The following is a 15,209-nucleotide window of genomic DNA, read 5'->3' on the forward strand; positions in this document are numbered from 1 at the left end:
CGTCCTTCGGTACCGGGCATGTCGGATTCGGCGACCCCGCCCCGGGCAGGTCGCCCAACTCCCCGGTGGCCTGACCGCCGCAATTCGCCGACTGATCCGTTGCCGGGGCGTGGGTCGCTCGTTGAACCGATATCGCGACCGGCGCGTGCCACGTGCCGGTGCGGAAGCCGGGTGCCGGAATCACCCGATCGAACGACAGCGAGGAACCGGCCGCGGCCGAGAGGGTCATCCTGTTGCCGGGTCGCGTTCCACGCACCGCCACGAGGCCGCGGATCGGTCCGCATCGCCGCGCCTCATGGGCCTGTCGCCGACCACGTCCGCGCCCACCCGAACCGTCCGAGCGTGGCACCCGAACCGTCCGAGACCTCGGGAGAACCGTTGACCAACCACACCTCCGCCGTCCCGGCCACCCCCCTGTTCGTCATCGAGTACCCCGAGGACGGGGTCGCGACCGTGGACGGCACGCCGGTCTACGTCCCCGAGGGGGCGGAAGCCCGTCACGCCGCCATCGACGAGGTCCGCTTCACGGCGTCCCTCCTCGACCGGCCCGTCCGCGCGATCGACATCGATCCGGACGGCACCCGCTATCCCCTGCTCATCGACCCGGACGGGACGCTCACGTTCTTGGCCGAGCCCCATCCCGATCCCGACCCGGACGTCCCCGACGAGGAGGCACACATCCCGTCGAGCGAGGAGGACACGGCACCGACCGACGACCACGACGGCGCCGCCCGCGAGTGGTGGGTCGGTGTCGACGAGGACGACGCACACGGGCAGGCGCCCGAAGAGCACACGGGCGACGAGCACGGCGGCCACGAGCGCGACCCACACGGGATGGCGGACCTGCCCGGATCCGCCCCGCAGCCGACCGAGGGGCCACCCGCGACCGTGCCCGCGCGACCGGAACGAGCTCGGCGGCGGGCCCCGCGTTCCGGCCGCCGCGTAGCGCCGGCCGCGATCGGCCTCGCGGTCGCCGCAGCGGTCACGGTCGTCGCGTTTCTCGTCTGGCCGGACGACGAGTCCACCGAATCCCGGACGAGCACGACCTCGCGTGCCGAACCCGCCGCGGTCGCCGCTCCGGCCGGCTGGCGACAGACGTCCGCGTGGTCGCGGCCGATCGCACCGCCGGGAGCCGGTCGGCCGAGCGTGGCGACGCTCGGGGGTGTGCTCGCCATCCTGACACCGGACCGTCGAGTCGCGCTGCTCGATCCGCACGACGGCGCGGTCGTTCAGGTCGGCGAGCCGCTGCCGGCGGGCAACGTCGCGCTGCACGCGACCGGCGACCCGACCGCGCCGGTCCTCGTCGCCGAGACCGAGGGCCGGCTCCTGGTGTGGTCCCCACTGCGCGCTCCCCAAGCGTCGCGTCCGCCCACCACCGTCGAGTTCGCGCCCGGCGCCCGCGTCAGTTACGCCGGTGCCCTCCCCCTGGTGACGGGGGCCGATGGATCGGCCGCCGTGCTGCGCGGGGATGCCCTTGTTCCGGTCGGGTTGTCTCCCGGAACCGTGGCGATGGCCGCCGATACGGCGCACGTGCTCGCGGGACGCGCCGTCGGACCCTGGGAGTTGGTCGGCTTCGACGGACGGACACACGTGGTGGCTCCGCTGCCACCGCGCCCCGGCGCGCGCATGCTGCGCGTGGCCGGCGCCGGGCACGGAGTGGTCGCCGCCGTGTGGTCCGGCCCCGTGGACGGCAGCGAGACACTCGCCGTGCACGACTCCTCCTCCGGCCGGGTACTCGTCGGCGCCGACGCCCCCGCCGGGTCCCTGTCGGGCGCCTGGATCCACGCGGACGGCAGTTCCCTCGTCGCGTTGGGACCGGTCGTCGTCGATCTCGCCCAGGGGCGTGCATCGGTCACCCCGGGCGTCGTCGCCCGCTCCGTCGCCGGCGACCGGGTATACGGCACGCGCGACCTCCGCCCCGTCGCGGTGACGTCGGCCGGCGTCGTCACGATGCCGGATCGGGCCGCCGTTCCCTGGGGCATCAGCGCCGGCCGCGCGATCCTGCTCACCGGCGACGGGGACCGAGCGGTCCTGCACGCCGTGGATCCGGCCCCGTGACCGAACCCGGCGGGCGCGTCCGTGGCCGTGAGCCGGGAATCGTCGAGGCGCGCCGACGTGGAGCGGACCCGCCGCGGGACTTCACGGTCACATCAGGACGCCGCCGACGACGATCAGCTGGGTCGTCTGCGGTCGGCGTACTCCCGGTCGGCGACGGCAGATCGGGCAGGCGGGGGAGGGCGGCCAGCACAGGGGTGGCGTGGTCGGGCAGGTGGTGGGATGCCCGGTTGGCCGCCGCGCAACGAAGCCGGTCAAGTCCCGCTCGACGCTCACCAGCAGCTGCCCGAGCGCGGAGGCGGACAGCTCGATCACCGGACTGTCGCTCTGCCCGAACCTGACGGTCAGCCGAAGGGTGTAGCCGAACCGCTCGGCGGCTGGCTGCGGATCGTGGCCGAGCCAGGGCCGGTCGTTGCCGTCGACGGCCTCGTGCCACTCACGCTGCGGCCCTTTGGCCACAGCAGCAACCGGGCAGCAACGCGACTCCCGTGGAGCTTTCCACAACGCGCAGGCCACCCGCCACGATGAGCTCCTCGGAGGGGCATCCCGCTGTCCTGCGCGCGTCCGGGCTCCATGGGGGAGCGGGCGGACCGAGGAAGACCCCGGGCGTCGAGCCGGACAGGACATCGACGTCCGAGGTCTTCGAGGGTCTGCGTCTGGGTCAGCCGCCCTGGCCGGCGCTGCCGATGAGACCGACGTCGATCGGGGAGCCGGCGCCGTCGACGACCGGGACAGTGGGCGTGCCGGGCCAGTTCAGGGTGATCGTTCGGATCTCAGGAGCTTTTCACGAAGCGCGCGCCCGGCCCGGGCGTGCGGCAGACGTCTTCCGGGGCGAGCCGGCTGTGTCCCGCAGCGCACTGCAGGACGGCCTCGACTGGCTCGTCGCAGGAGTTTGCATCGCCGACGGGCCGGTGCCGGACGATGACGGACGGGCCCTGCGGGTCGGCGAGGTACGTGTCGCCCCATTCCAGGAGCGCCACGAGCGTGGTCCGCAACGCCCGGCCCTGCTCGGTGAGTTCGTAGGCGAAGCGCTGTCGATCCCCGGGCTCCTGATAGGGCACGCGGCGCATCACTCCCGCGGTCACCAAGGTCTCGAGCCGAGTCGCCAGGAGATTTCTGGCGATCCCGAGGCGGGAGTGGAACTCGCCGAACCGGCGCGCGCCGTCCAGCGCTCACGAACGATCAGCAGGGACCAGCGCTCGCCCACCACCGAGATCCTCGTCCGCAACGAGGGATTCGACCCCGCCGACCCGGTGACCCGTTCCGTCTCCTGGCTCTGGCTGCACCGACCGGCCGGCATCCACGTCGGCGGAGAACCCGCGGACGCACCTCGCTACAAGGTCGTCCCGTCCGTCCCCGAGGGCCAGCTCGACGAGCACAAGCGTGCGAGCGTCATCGCCGAGGTTACCGAGGCAATCCTCGATGCGGAGAACGGCGCCTGGCCGCGTGACGCCGGCCGGATCTGGGTGTTTCCCACCGAGATCCCCGAGGTCACTGGGGCGGCTAGGGCCGGATCAGGCCGCTCGCAACGATCCTCGCCCGACTCACCGGCGACGACGCCAAGCGGGCCCGTGCGCTCGCGCGTGAGCGGATCGTTGCCACCCGAGCCGAACACGCCCGCCTGCCCTGACGAGCGGCGGATGATGTAACAGCGGATCATGCTGCCCTTGCTCTTTGTGGGCGGCGCGTGCTCGGCGCCGTCGAGGTGAAGGACCCGCGCCCAGTCGCCGACGCGGCTGTCCCTCTTCGTGGTCGGTGCGGGGAGAAGTCATCGAACACGAACGCGATGGCACTCGGGCGAGTAGAGACCGCGCAGACAGCGGCAGAATTCGAGGAACCTGGTCCGGTACTTCCTCGGCTTGATGTTGCTTCGTCGAGGCCGAACCGCGGGCGCTCGGGGTCGCCGAGCACGATGGCGACACGTTCGTCCAGGCGTGTGGGGTCGAGTCCGTAGCGACGCATGCGTGCCGCCGGTCGGCGGCGGCCCCGGTGTTCGGTCGGTGCCCGCATCAGACACGCGAGCTTCTCGGCGACTCGGCGTCGAGCAGGTGGGTGCCCAGGAACCCGATGGAGCCGGTGAGGAACACCAGCCGGCCGGTGGTGGGGGGTTCCTGCGCGGAGGGAAAACGCCGGTCGGGGTCCAACCGCGCCTCGTGCTCGAAGCCCACCGCGTCCTCGGCGGTGTCCTGGCCCGGGTCCTCGATCAGTGACGCGACACGTGCGGCGAACGCGCCCAGTGTCGGGTTGTCGAGCAGGACGCGGATCAGGAACCGGCTGTGCCCGGGATCGAGGTCGAAACGGGCACGACAGGCCGCCGCGACGCGGGTCGCCTGGAGCGAGTTCCCGCCCAGGGCGAAGAAGTCCGTGTCGCGGTCGACGGTCTCGACCCCGACGACTTCCGACCACACCTCGGCCGTCGCCTTCTCCGCGGGAGTGCGCGGATCCGGGCCCTCGGTGCCGTCGGCCTCGGTCCGCTCCCGCGCCTCGCGCACGTCGTCGTCGTGCTCGGTCGGGTGCGCCTCATGGTGAGTGTCGAGCGGCTGACGAAACGATGCGACCTGATGTCGAACGCTGCATCGAGGGCAACGAGACCGTCGCGCGCGTACGCGCCAAAGACGTGGACCCGGAACGGCCGGACGGGAATCTCCCTGGCGGTTCGGGCCCGACCCGCAGGTTCCACGACCGTCCGGGTGTGCGCGTGGCCCCCAGGTGCCCGGCGGCCTCGAACAGTTCGACGTCGATGCCCGCTCGGGACAACTCGTACGCGGCGGCGAGGGCGGCCACCCCCGAACCCACCACCGCCACCCGGCCCATGCGTGCGCCACGGCGTGCGGGTGGATGGCCCACGGAGGTGGAAACGGTGTCGAACATCGATGCGGTCACCCCTCGCGTCGGGACTGCGGCGCGGTCGCCTCGGCCTCCTTTACGGGATCTTCGGAGCGGATCGGCGCGCGGATCGGCTCGTCGTGGTGACGAATGTCAACCGACGCGGACAGCGGTCCACGACAGCCCGACGAACACAAAACCCGGTCGACCCTGGGTTCACCCGTATGGAGTAGTCGGGAGGGTGCGCCCGCGCGCTCCCCGGAAGTATGGGGCGTGGCGGAGGACCTCAGCCCGCAGGCCCGCGCCGTCCTCCCCATTCGCCCGGCGCCCGGCCACCTCGGGTGGGCCCCGCCGCCGAGCGCCCAAGTCCGAACCCGTCGTCGGCCCCGCCGTCGCCCGCTTGCCACAGGGCATCCGCGGATCGATCCCGGCTTTCGGCCGGCGGCTCACCGCCACGCCACGGCACTGAAGCCACGGCACGGAAGACGGAAGGCTGAAGACGATGACTGTCCTCGAACGCTCCGCAGACGTTGTTCCGCAGACCATCTCCACGTTCGCGGGCACGGGAGCATCGGGTTTCTCCGGTGATCAAGGACCCGCGACCTCCGCGAAGTTGTACCGCCCGAGCTACATGGTGCGGGGCGAGAAAGGATGCCTGTACCTCTGTGACTCCGAGAACCACCGGGTGCGGAAGATCGCGACCGACGGAACGATTCTCACGGTCGCCGGTACCGGTATGGCCGGATCGACCGGCGACGGCGGCCATGCCACGTCGGCTCGACTGAACAGCCCCTCCGGGCTCGAATCGGATGACGCGGGCAACCTCTACATCGCCGAGTACAGAGGTCACCGGGTGCGCAAGGTCTCCAGCGACGGGAGGATCTCCACGGTGGCCGGTATCGGGCAGGCCGGTCACAGCGGAGACGAGGGCTCCGCCACTTCTGCTCGACTCAACAGTCCCGTGGGTCTGGCGCTCGGGGCGGGCGAGTTGTACATCGCCTGCCGCGGTGGCCACAAGGTGCGCAAGGTCTCCACCGACCACAGGATCTCCACCGTGGCGGGCACCGGCAGGGGCGGGTACTCCAGCGACGGCGGTCCCGCCACGTCCGCCCGGCTGAGCGACCCACACGGGGTGGCGCTCGACGACGCCGGCAACCTGTACATCGCCGAACTACGCAACCACCGGGTACGCAAGGTCTCCACCGACCACAGGATCTCCACGGTGGCCGGCACCGGGCAGGACGGGCACTCCGGTGACGGAGGACCCGCCACCTCCGCACAACTGAGCGGTCCGACCGGCCTGGCGCTGGACCGCGCGGGCAACCTCTACATCGTGGAGTGCTGGAGCCACCGCATCCGAAAGGTCGCCGACGACGGCACGATCTCCACCGTGGCGGGCACCGGCACGGGCGGCTACTCCGGCGACGGCGGCCCCGCCACCTCGGCACAGCTCCGCAACCCACTGGCGGCGGCTCTGTCCGAGGAGCAGACACTGTTCGTCACCTGCAGCGGCAACCACGGCGTGCGAGCCATCGCCCTGGTGCCGCCAGGCCGCTCACCACAACGGCGGCGCTCACCCGCACCCCCGGGCGCACACTCGCAGGTACCGAGTTCCGCGAACCTTTGACGGCGGAGAGCGCCGGCGTGGCCGGGTATGCAGCGGGAGGCCATGAGGAATGACTGCGAGGTACCGGGGGTCGGCACCCCTGCGACGAGTTCGCTCACATGTCGGATCGGCCGTTCGTGCGGGCCCGAGACCGGATGGTCACGGATTCCGGCCGTAGACGTCGAGCCGGTCCTGGTACGGGCGCCGCCGGGCCGAACCAGACCCGGACGTCTTTCCCAGCGCGGACCGGCAGCGCGGGGCAGTCGTTCTCGGCGTGCTCGGTGCGGTGCACCGATGCCCCCGGCGACCGTGGCGGGTGAGCCGTCCCGGGGTTCGGGCCGACCATGTCGAGGATCCCCCGGTCCGGGCGGAGTCGTCGTCGGCGAGGGCTGTGACAGCGGTACGAAGGACGTCCGCGGCGACCGTCCGGGCGGGGCCGACGAGCGTGAAACGCGCCAGGTTCGCGCGTTCGACCGCACGGTTCAACGCCTCCTGCAGGTTCCGGGGCGAAGGCGTCCGGATCGCAGTCCAGGATGAGGGCCGGGTTGAGTCCGGCTGCGGTCCGGCGGCGTGGCATCGAGGGCCGCCGTGCCGGTGCGGGGCGGGGGCTGGTTGTCGGGTGTCGTGAGCCCCTCCCTCCGGATTGTCATCCCAACGATGACGTCGATACTTGTCATCCAATAGATGACATGCTACAAAGGTGTCAGCGAGGCGCATTGGCAGCAACTGCCCGAACGTGCTGGAGGTGTTTTGACGATGTTGATGCGCACCGACCCCTTCCGTGAGCTGGACCGACTGGCGCAGCAGCTGATGGGCCCGGGTACTTGGTCGAAGCCGTCGGCGATGCCGATGGACGCCTACCGCGAGGGCGACGAGTACGTGGTGGCCTTCGACCTTCCCGGCGTCGACCCGGACGCGATCGACATCGACGTCGAGCGGAACATGCTGACGGTCAGTGCCGAGCGCCGACCGGTGGCGAAGGCCGACGACGTGCAGATGGAGCTGTCCGAGCGGCCGCTGGGCGTCTTCTCCCGCCAGATCGTGCTCGCCGACACCCTGGACTCCGAGCACATCAAGGCCGGCTATGACGCGGGCGTGCTCACTCTGCGCATCCCGATCGCCGAGCGGGCCAAGCCCCGCAGGATTTCCATCGGCGTCGTCACCGGCGACCGCAAGGAGATCTCCGGCTGACACCGGCCGAACCGATGCGGAGGGCGGGCACCCGATTTCCCCCTCGCCCCGCCCTCCGCATCCCCGTGGGCAGCCCGAAGGACAGGAAGGGGTGGCGGCCGCGATGGCCATGCGACACGCAAAGTTCCTCGACCACGTCAAGGAGCGCGGCAAGTACGACACCGTTCGGGAAGCCGAGCGCGCGGCTCGTGTGGTGCTCGCCCTGCTCGGCGCGCACCTGGTCGGCGAGGTCCGCGCCCAACTCGCCGCACGCCTGCCGGACGAATTCGCCCTGATCCTCCTCAACCCGCTGCAGAGCGCCGAACCACTGCCGACGGAGCGGTTCGTCAGGGCCACCGCGGCCTGGATCGAGGGCGCCACCGAGCAGACCGCGACCTGGGACGTGAGCGCCGTGCTGTCCACGGTCGCCGACGCCGCCGGCGACGACCTGATGGGGCAGATCCTGCTCCAGCTCCCCGCCGGCTACGACCTCCTCTTCGGCCGCCACCAACCCACCTGACCCCAACCCGGGACCACCCACCCGCACCGCTCACGAAAGGGTCCGCAGCGAGGTTGCCGTCGTCCAGGTGCGCGGCGATGCGGCGATGTGGTCGGTTCGGGCGAGGCAGGCGTCGTCGACGACCTTCGCGGCGTCGAGGGCGTGCACGGTGCTGCCGATTGATTCGGGCGACCACCGTCGAGACCCCGCGCGTGCGGTTCACCATTCGCCGGCGTCGGGGTTTCCCGGCTTCGGCCGGGGCGGGTCATGATGGACCCCGGAAGTGACCGGGCGTGATGGCGGAGGCTGGTATAGGTGATCAGGGTAGGCCGAGTCCGGACCCGGACGGCAAGCACAAGAAACCGAAGCCGTGGCCGAACTCGCCGCCCACAGGCGGGCGTCCGCAGAGGCCATGGACGCCCACCACGCGTGGCCCGCCGACACCCCATGGCTCCGGAATGCCTGCGAACACCTGCCCCGGCACGCCTTCGCGCCGGATCGCCTGTGGGACTGGGACGGTCACGCGTACCTCCCCGTCGACCGCGCCGCCGATCCGGACCGGTGGGCGCGTCTGGTGTACGCCGGACCCTACGACGCGGCGATCACCGAGGTCACCGACGGCCGCCCCACCTCGAGCCTGTCCTGCTCCTGGGTGGTGGCCGACATGATCGACTTCCTCGACCTCGAACCCGGACACCACGTCCTGGAACTCGGTACAGGTACCGGCTGGAACGCCGCCCTGATCGCCCACCACGTCGGCCCCACCGGCAAGGTCACCAGCGTCGAACTCGCCCCCGCCCTTGCCGCCCGCGCACGAACCACCCTGACCCGCGCGGGAGTCGACATCGACACACGCGTCGGTGAGGGCGCCAAAGGATGCCCCGACAACGCCCCCTACCAACGGATCATCGCCACCTACGCCGTCGACCGCGTCCCCGACGCCTGGATCGAACACCTCGAACCCGGCGGCGACCTCGTCTTCCCCTGGGGCCGACTCGGCCACTTCGCCGTCACCCTTGACGCCGGCGGCGCCACCGCCACTGGCCGGTGCCAGGGCCTCGCCCAATTCATGAGCGTCCGCGACACCACCCCCAGCCGTGATGTGGGCGCTGCGCGTGGCCCTGCCCGACGTCCGCTACACCATCACCGCGCCCGGGCGGGACGGCACGACGGTCCGCGCGCGCGGCGGCGCCGCCTCGTGGACGACCCTGACCACCACACGCGACGACGACCACGTCCTCGTCCGCGAAGGCGGGCCTAGGTGCCTCGCCGACGAACTCCTGGCCGCCTGGGACCGATGGATCGACGACGGGCGGATCCGGTTGTACGACTACGGCATGACCGTCACGCCCACCGAGCAGTACGTGTGGGCGGGCGATCCCCACACCGGACGTCGATGGTCGATCCCGGACCCGACCCGGCCCTGATTCCCGATCGGCCCCGACGAACCCGCCCCGACCCGACACGTGGCCGAGGACCAGCTGTTCGACGCCCGGATGACGGCGGTCGCCGATCGTGTCTCCGCCGCGTCGATACCACCGACGGCGCCCTGGACTGGCGCACCCTCCCCGCAGCCGAGTGCCGCCACGCCCCCCACCGCGACCCGCCGACGTCGAACGGGCCCGCGTGGAGCACGTGCGCGACCTCGGGCTGATCCACGCGGCCCTGGACCTCGTTGTCATCACCGCCGACGGCTGGATGTGTTGGGAGACCGACTGCGCCGGCGAGTTCGGCTGGATCGAGGCCCTGACCGACTGATGACAGGCCGCGGCGGGGCCGGATGCTGCGGGTCGTCGACATCGCGCTCTCCCGGACCACCGTCCTCTCCCAGCTGACGCGCATGGCGCTGCCCCCGCTCGTCACACCCCGAGTACCGGGCGTCGAAGACTTCGCGCTGTACGGCGACACCCACGGCACCCTCCTGGTGGACGCCGTCACCCGCCTGCCCCTCACACTCCGGGAAGGCCGCGACGCCGAACAACTCGGCCGATGGCGACGTGGGCACCCCGAAGTCGAGGTCGCCTGCCGCGACGGGTCGCTCGCGCACCCGGCAGGAAGTCGTGCGCCGACCACACCGCCGACCGTCCACACTGGACCCCTTGCTCACGCCCCAGGCCCGAGAGACGAAAGTGGCCTGGCACCTGGGGGCGTTCATGTGTGCGCGGATGGCGAGTCGAAGCCGCGCGCCGACAGCCGAAGACGTCGTTCACCAGGCGTTCGGCCATACGGGGCGCCCTGGGGCGCATCAGGATGACGAGTCTGCGGCGGCCGGCTCTGCGCTGGGCGTTCGTGGCCCCGCCACGGGGCTCCCGGCCTCTGGGGCCGGCATGGCGGGAGGGCGTCTGCGGAGCCCGGCATCGCGCCACCGCCCTCGCGGCCTTGCTGCCGCCGCCCTTCCTCCCACGAGGATCATCCGTGGGCCTCGTGGGGTGTCGAGCGCAGCAACTCCCGCAAGGTCTGCGGCGCGTTCGCCATCGCGGCCCCCGTCGACCACTGCCCCACGATGCCCGCCCTGCCCGAAGCGGGCGACACGAGCACACCTGCGACCTGCACCTCAGGCCGAATCAGCCCGCAGCGCCCGCTGTTTCGGACGTCCGCCGATCCTCACCGCAACCTTTCCCCGAGGCCGCCGATCCCGGCCGGGCGACACCACACCCCTGGGGGACCCGTGAACAGCAACGACGACCACACCACCACGACTGCCGCCGCCCTGCGTCCCGCAGCGCACGGTCACCCGGCTCGAGTCCCGCGCCTCCTCGCGGCGACCGCCGTTCGAGGCATCGCCGGCGGCGCGGGCAGCGCGATCGGCGCCCGGCTGGTGTGGTGGATTACCCATCACTGACTCCGGATTCGAGCGCGCGAACCTCGCACCCGCGCTCGATCCGACCCGCGCTCGATCCGACCTGGGTGTCGTTTCGACACCTGCGGGCCGACGCCGGTTGCGTGCCGGGTCGCGAGGTCAACACCCCAGCTCCGGCTGCGGCCGCTTCGGGTGGGTCGGGAGGTGCGCCACGCCCGGCAACGCGAGTGAGGTGAGCCGGTCCGAAGATCGCCTGTGTGTGCGAGACCGCGTCGCGCCGCACGCGACAGATCGCCGCCGATGCGGGTGTGACGGCGGCGCGTACGACCTACTCGGGGTGGTACGGGCCGCCGTCGTTGGTCGGTCGCGCCTCGACCGGTGCGGCGCGGCGGCGATGCGTAGGCTGCCGGGTGGAGGACGGACGACGGGGGCGAGGCCCGGAGTTCGTCCGACGCACCCACACGGGCGGGAGACCGCGCCCCGATGGACACGACCGCTACGCACCGAACCGACGAACGGACACCGCGCATGGAATCCGGCAAGGCATCGCCCGAGGCCCTGATCGCATCGCTCGACGACGTGAACGCCCGGCTCTTCGTACGGTTGCTCGGCCGTCCCGACGGCCGGGACATGCTGTACCGCATCAGCGGAACGGTCTACAACCACGTGCCCGGTGACGTGCACGGCAAGGTGTTCCCGCACGGGCAGGCGGTGTTCGGTGTCGAGGGCTACAACATCCGCCGGCTGATCAACCCGCCGGGCACCCGGGATCTGCACCTGGTCTCGCGCGAAATCGTCTTCTACACCGACCCGAAGCACGGCACCGTCCTCACCGAATGGACGAACCCGCTGGACGGGCGCACCCGCCCCCTCCCGCCGATCGCCAACGACCGCGTGCAGTTGTCGTACCGCGTCCGGGACGGCGCCCTGTACGCGGTCTTCGGGCCCGCCGAGGTGCCGCTGGACGGCTCGGTCACTCCGCAGCGCGTGCACCGCAACCTGGTGTGGACCCTGGACGTGCCGCCCGTGTACGGCCTTGCCGACCGATACGGCATCGACGACGACTTCGGCCTCGCGAACTCGACCTACACCTCCTGGGAGTTGTTCGACTTCCTGGTGCACGAGGACGACGCCCGCGCCCACTCCGACACCGGGACCCGCCCCCCGACGCCGGCACTGCCGGTCACCAACTGCTGGACCCGGATCTGCCCCTACGTGCCGGCGATGGGCATCGCCGAGAGCGAGACGCCGGGCAACCTCGTCTACCACGCGCGCGCCTGGACACTGGACGACTTCGACGCGCTCGACCCGTGGCTGGCCGACCTCGTGCGCACCCGCCACCCGCTCTACACGAGTGCCCCCGACACCCTTGGCACGGGACCCAACACCACCACCTGGACCGCGTTCCACACCGACGTACTGGCCCCCCGCGGCCTCACCTGGCGGCAATGGCGCGACATGTCCGACTGATCGACCGAGACGGGGTCGGCTCGGATCGAGGTGGCGGCCGTTGAAGCGTCGGACGAGGGTCGCCGGTGACCGGATCGGTCCGCAGCCGCCTTCGCCGCGCCCCGCGCGCGCCGAGCCCGGCGTCGTCGGAATCTCGTCGGGTATGACCGTTCGTGGCGTGTGATCCGGGGGCGCGACAGGTCCTCGACACGCGGCCGGACGTCTCCCGTGCCCCGAGCCGTGACGCGGCCGTTCCGAACCGCCCGGTGTCGAGCACATGGGGCACGGGCCGGATCGTCCCCCTCGGTCGGCGACCTCGGGGCGTGGCGTCGCCGGGAGCGACCGGCAGGTCACCTCGAGACCGCCTCGGCGAGGGTTCGCAGCAACGGCGCACGCTCCCGGGCGGGTGGTGCCGAGATTCGGCTGCGGCATCGACGGAGTCGTGCCCGCGACGACCGCACGACGGACGGTCGTTCCCGGTCCGGCACACCCGACCTACCCGACAACGCAGCTACGCCGTGTTCCGGCGGGTGTGGTCCGTCCCGGACGCCGGCTCGGTGGTTCTATCGGTCGGACGGGCCGGGGTCCTGCGCGAAGGGTTGGTCCGTGCCGCCGATCCGGTAGGTGGTTCCGTGTGGAGTGACCGTGGCGCAAAAGTCCCAGAGCCTGGGCCGTAGGGCCTTCTCCCAGGTGACCAAGGCATCGTGGATCTCCTCCGCCAGGTCGCGGGGCCCGAACCGGTTGACCTCTCCGCCTGCGCCGCCTGAGCCGTCGGTGGCGTGGCGGACGACGGCCCAGGAGGTGCCGGCGGCGTCGGCGAGCCACAGGGTGCGGCCGGTGCCTCGGTCGGGTTCGAGGAGGTGGTGGACGTCGGGAACGCGCAGCGAGATCGCGAATCGGGCGTGGACGTCGTCCAAGGCGGCGACGTCGAGTGCGGTGGTGTCCTCGGCGGAGTGTTCCCACGCGTCGTCGGTGATCAGCGTGGCGGGGTCGAAGCGGGGCCGGCGTTGGCCGCGGGTGGGCATGAACATCACCCCGCCGTCGAAGCCGCCGGACGCCGTGCCGTCGTCGGCGACGACGAGTCGGAGCAGGCCGCCCTGATGGAAGGGGACGATGCGGGGGGCGACGATCACGCCTCCGGGCGCGCTCTGTTCGATCCACGCGTGGGGGACACGGCCCACGGCGGCGGTGGCGATCACCCGTTCGAACGGGGCGTGTTCGCGGTGGCCGAGTTCGCCGTCCCCGCACACCACGTCCACCCGCCGTCCGGCCGCCTCCAGCGCCTCGCGGGCCCGCGCGGCGAGCGCGGGATCGATCTCCACCGTGCACACCCGGTCGGGCCCGGCACGTTCGCACAACAGCGCGGCATTCCAACCGGTCCCGGCGCCGATCTCCAGGACCCGGTCGCCCGGTTGCACGTCCAGCGCGCGGAGCATGAACAACACCGCTGAGGGCGCGCTGATCGAACTCGACGCCTCGCGACCGATCCCGGGACGGGCGGGTCGGCCGTCGTCGACCTGGACGACCAGCGGGGCGTGCGGCGCGTACACCGCCTCGGCCCACCGTTCCGGCTCCACGGACCGCTCCAGCGCGCGGTACCCGCCGCCGGCGTCGGGAACCCACACGGTGTCCGAGACGAAGCGGTGCCGCGGAATCCCCGCGAACGCCTCGCGCATCCAGGGATGCTCGAACTCGCCCAAGGCATCCAGGGCTTCGACCGCTTGGGCCAGATGGTCGTCCGCGACGCTCATTTCGGCTTCTTGTGCGTGCCCGGGCCGGGGTTGCGCAGCGTCGGGTCGTCGCCGTCGGGGGAGGGCTCCGGAGCCGGTTGCGGGGGCGGCGTGGGCTTGTTGTGCGTACCCATGTCGAAGTCCCTTCTCGCGGTGACGTCGCGTCATCATCCCGTGACCGACCGCGTGATCGCCAGTGCCGGGTTCCACACGGCCTCCGGTCACCGTCGAGGCACAGTCGGCGTGCCACGTCACCCACTCGCCGTCGACCGAGGGGGCGGCGACCACGCCGGCCGCCTTTGGGCGACGCCCGTGGCCGGAGCGATTCCCGCGCCCGGCTGCGAGTTGGAACACCGTCCGACACCGGGTGCGAATCCTTGGCTGCCGTCACTTCCTGGCGGCGGGTGTGGAGAGGGAGCAATGGGGCAGGCGTGCGCCGAACCATTGCACTCGACGAATCCCGGCCGCCGAGCGGCTGTTCGCCGCCCGGCACGGGGTCGATCGATATCCGAGGAGGGCTTCTGTGAGCACCGGCGCCAACATGTGGGGTCATCGTCCCGAGTCCGGTTACACCGCCGGGACAAGTCTGACCGGCTACAAGGTCGACGCCTCCGACGGTCACATCGGCAAGGTGGACAAGCACAACGACGAGGTCGACGCCTCGTACCTGGTGGTGGACACCGGCGTGTGGATCTTCGGCAAGCACGTCCTGCTTCCCGCAGGCACCATCGAGAGCATCGACACCGAGAACAAGGTCGTCCACGTCTCACGCACCAAGGAAGAAATCAAGAATTCCCCCGAGTTCGACAAGGACAAGCACCTCGACGATCACGAACACCGCACCCGCACCGGCGACTACTACGGCAACATCACGCCCGCCCCTCCGGGGGCGAACCCCCTCGGCACGCCGTAACCGATCGAGCGGATCCGGTTCCCACGCCGACCGGCGAGGCTGAGCGTGCCGGTGGCACAGACCGGTATTCCGCCCGCGATCGCGGGCGGCGCGACCGTACCGTCCCAACGATCCACGTCCGCGGGCGCCGAGGCATCCACCGGTCCGGCACCCGCACGATG

16 protein-coding genes are annotated in these 15,209 nt (G+C 71.7%); 9 read left to right on the forward strand and 7 right to left on the reverse strand.

Going from position 1 to position 15,209, the window contains the following annotated elements:
• Positions 1–342: 342 nt before the first annotated feature.
• Positions 343–2,058: a hypothetical protein gene (locus ACMXN5_RS47040; RefSeq protein ID WP_439681025.1), complete on the forward strand. Its 1,716-nt coding sequence runs from the start codon at positions 343–345 to the stop codon at positions 2,056–2,058.
• 87 nt (positions 2,059–2,145) lie between these two features.
• Here ACMXN5_RS47040 and ACMXN5_RS47045 read toward each other — a convergent pair whose 3' ends face one another.
• The 5 genes from ACMXN5_RS47045 to ACMXN5_RS47065 form a co-directional block, all read right to left on the reverse strand.
• Positions 2,146–2,514 (reverse strand): hypothetical protein, encoded by a 369-nt coding sequence (locus ACMXN5_RS47045; RefSeq protein WP_439681026.1) that lies wholly within the window; start codon positions 2,512–2,514, stop codon positions 2,146–2,148.
• 314 nt (positions 2,515–2,828) lie between these two features.
• Positions 2,829–3,224, reverse strand: coding sequence for a winged helix-turn-helix transcriptional regulator (locus tag ACMXN5_RS47050; RefSeq protein WP_439681430.1), 396 nt, complete (start codon positions 3,222–3,224; stop codon positions 2,829–2,831).
• Positions 3,225–3,711: 487 nt separating this feature from the next.
• Complete coding sequence (locus ACMXN5_RS47055; RefSeq protein ID WP_439681027.1) at positions 3,712–4,065, reverse strand: hypothetical protein; 354 nt, start codon at positions 4,063–4,065, stop codon at positions 3,712–3,714.
• Positions 4,065–4,547, reverse strand: a complete 483-nt coding sequence (locus ACMXN5_RS47060; RefSeq protein ID WP_439681028.1) for a phosphopantetheine-binding protein — start codon at positions 4,545–4,547, stop codon at positions 4,065–4,067. The genes ACMXN5_RS47055 and ACMXN5_RS47060 overlap by 1 nt, the downstream gene beginning before the upstream one ends.
• A gap of 28 nt (positions 4,548–4,575) precedes the next feature.
• Entirely contained in the window at positions 4,576–4,926 is a 351-nt protein-coding gene (locus tag ACMXN5_RS47065; RefSeq protein WP_439681029.1) for an FAD-dependent oxidoreductase, read from the reverse strand.
• A 457-nt stretch (positions 4,927–5,383) separates the two neighbouring features.
• Here ACMXN5_RS47065 and ACMXN5_RS47070 point away from each other — a divergent pair, with 457 nt between their 5' ends.
• The 5 genes from ACMXN5_RS47070 to ACMXN5_RS47090 all read left to right on the forward strand — a co-directional run bounded on the left by ACMXN5_RS47070 (position 5,384) and on the right by ACMXN5_RS47090 (position 9,914).
• The gene (locus ACMXN5_RS47070) at positions 5,384–6,508 is read left to right on the forward strand and encodes an NHL repeat-containing protein (RefSeq protein ID WP_439681030.1); all 1,125 of its coding nucleotides are present in this window, start codon (positions 5,384–5,386) and stop codon (positions 6,506–6,508) included.
• Between the two features lie 735 nt (positions 6,509–7,243).
• On the forward strand, positions 7,244–7,678 hold the full coding sequence (locus tag ACMXN5_RS47075) for an Hsp20/alpha crystallin family protein (RefSeq protein WP_439681031.1): 435 nt from the start codon (positions 7,244–7,246) through the stop codon (positions 7,676–7,678).
• Positions 7,679–7,781: 103 nt separating this feature from the next.
• On the forward strand, positions 7,782–8,177 hold the full coding sequence (locus ACMXN5_RS47080; RefSeq protein WP_395798021.1) for a DUF2267 domain-containing protein: 396 nt from the start codon (positions 7,782–7,784) through the stop codon (positions 8,175–8,177).
• A gap of 349 nt (positions 8,178–8,526) precedes the next feature.
• On the forward strand, positions 8,527–9,417 hold the full coding sequence (locus ACMXN5_RS47085) for a methyltransferase domain-containing protein (protein WP_439681032.1): 891 nt from the start codon (positions 8,527–8,529) through the stop codon (positions 9,415–9,417).
• A 365-nt stretch (positions 9,418–9,782) separates the two neighbouring features.
• Positions 9,783–9,914 (forward strand): hypothetical protein, encoded by a 132-nt coding sequence (locus ACMXN5_RS47090; RefSeq protein WP_439681033.1) that lies wholly within the window; start codon positions 9,783–9,785, stop codon positions 9,912–9,914.
• Positions 9,915–10,565: 651 nt separating this feature from the next.
• On the opposite strand, the gene ACMXN5_RS47095 is transcribed toward ACMXN5_RS47090, so the two are convergent.
• A complete protein-coding gene (locus ACMXN5_RS47095; RefSeq protein WP_439681034.1) occupies positions 10,566–10,688 on the reverse strand; it encodes a hypothetical protein in 123 nt (40 codons plus the stop codon).
• 136 nt (positions 10,689–10,824) lie between these two features.
• Here ACMXN5_RS47095 and ACMXN5_RS47100 point away from each other — a divergent pair, with 136 nt between their 5' ends.
• Positions 10,825–10,998 (forward strand): hypothetical protein, encoded by a 174-nt coding sequence (locus tag ACMXN5_RS47100; RefSeq protein WP_439681035.1) that lies wholly within the window; start codon positions 10,825–10,827, stop codon positions 10,996–10,998.
• 486 nt (positions 10,999–11,484) lie between these two features.
• Complete coding sequence (locus ACMXN5_RS47105) at positions 11,485–12,426, forward strand: DUF1838 family protein (RefSeq protein ID WP_439681036.1); 942 nt, start codon at positions 11,485–11,487, stop codon at positions 12,424–12,426.
• A 542-nt stretch (positions 12,427–12,968) separates the two neighbouring features.
• Here ACMXN5_RS47105 and ACMXN5_RS47110 read toward each other — a convergent pair.
• Positions 12,969–14,156: a methyltransferase domain-containing protein gene (locus ACMXN5_RS47110; protein WP_439681037.1), complete on the reverse strand. Its 1,188-nt coding sequence runs from the start codon at positions 14,154–14,156 to the stop codon at positions 12,969–12,971.
• A gap of 520 nt (positions 14,157–14,676) precedes the next feature.
• On the opposite strand from ACMXN5_RS47110, the gene ACMXN5_RS47115 reads away from it, so the two are divergent.
• A complete protein-coding gene (locus ACMXN5_RS47115) occupies positions 14,677–15,048 on the forward strand; it encodes a PRC-barrel domain containing protein (protein ID WP_439681431.1) in 372 nt (123 codons plus the stop codon).
• Positions 15,049–15,209: the final 161 nt, after the last annotated feature.

It is taken from the genome of Embleya australiensis (assembly GCF_051903075.1).
Lineage (GTDB): Bacteria > Actinomycetota > Actinomycetes > Streptomycetales > Streptomycetaceae > Embleya.

Excerpts from the sequence above, each read along its gene's own strand:
- ACMXN5_RS47055 (WP_439681027.1), bottom strand. The coding sequence starts at position 4,065 with ATGCGGGCACCGACCGAACACCGGGGCCGCCGCCGACCGGCGGCACGC.
- ACMXN5_RS47065 (WP_439681029.1), bottom strand. The coding sequence starts at position 4,926 with ATGTTCGACACCGTTTCCACCTCCGTGGGCCATCCACCCGCACGCCGT.
- ACMXN5_RS47070 (WP_439681030.1), top strand. The coding sequence starts at position 5,384 with ATGACTGTCCTCGAACGCTCCGCAGACGTTGTTCCGCAGACCATCTCC.
- ACMXN5_RS47075 (WP_439681031.1), top strand. The coding sequence starts at position 7,244 with ATGTTGATGCGCACCGACCCCTTCCGTGAGCTGGACCGACTGGCGCAG.
- ACMXN5_RS47080 (WP_395798021.1), top strand. The coding sequence starts at position 7,782 with ATGGCCATGCGACACGCAAAGTTCCTCGACCACGTCAAGGAGCGCGGC.
- ACMXN5_RS47105 (WP_439681036.1), top strand. The coding sequence starts at position 11,485 with ATGGAATCCGGCAAGGCATCGCCCGAGGCCCTGATCGCATCGCTCGAC.
- ACMXN5_RS47110 (WP_439681037.1), bottom strand. The coding sequence starts at position 14,156 with ATGAGCGTCGCGGACGACCATCTGGCCCAAGCGGTCGAAGCCCTGGAT.
- ACMXN5_RS47115 (WP_439681431.1), top strand. The coding sequence starts at position 14,677 with ATGTGGGGTCATCGTCCCGAGTCCGGTTACACCGCCGGGACAAGTCTG.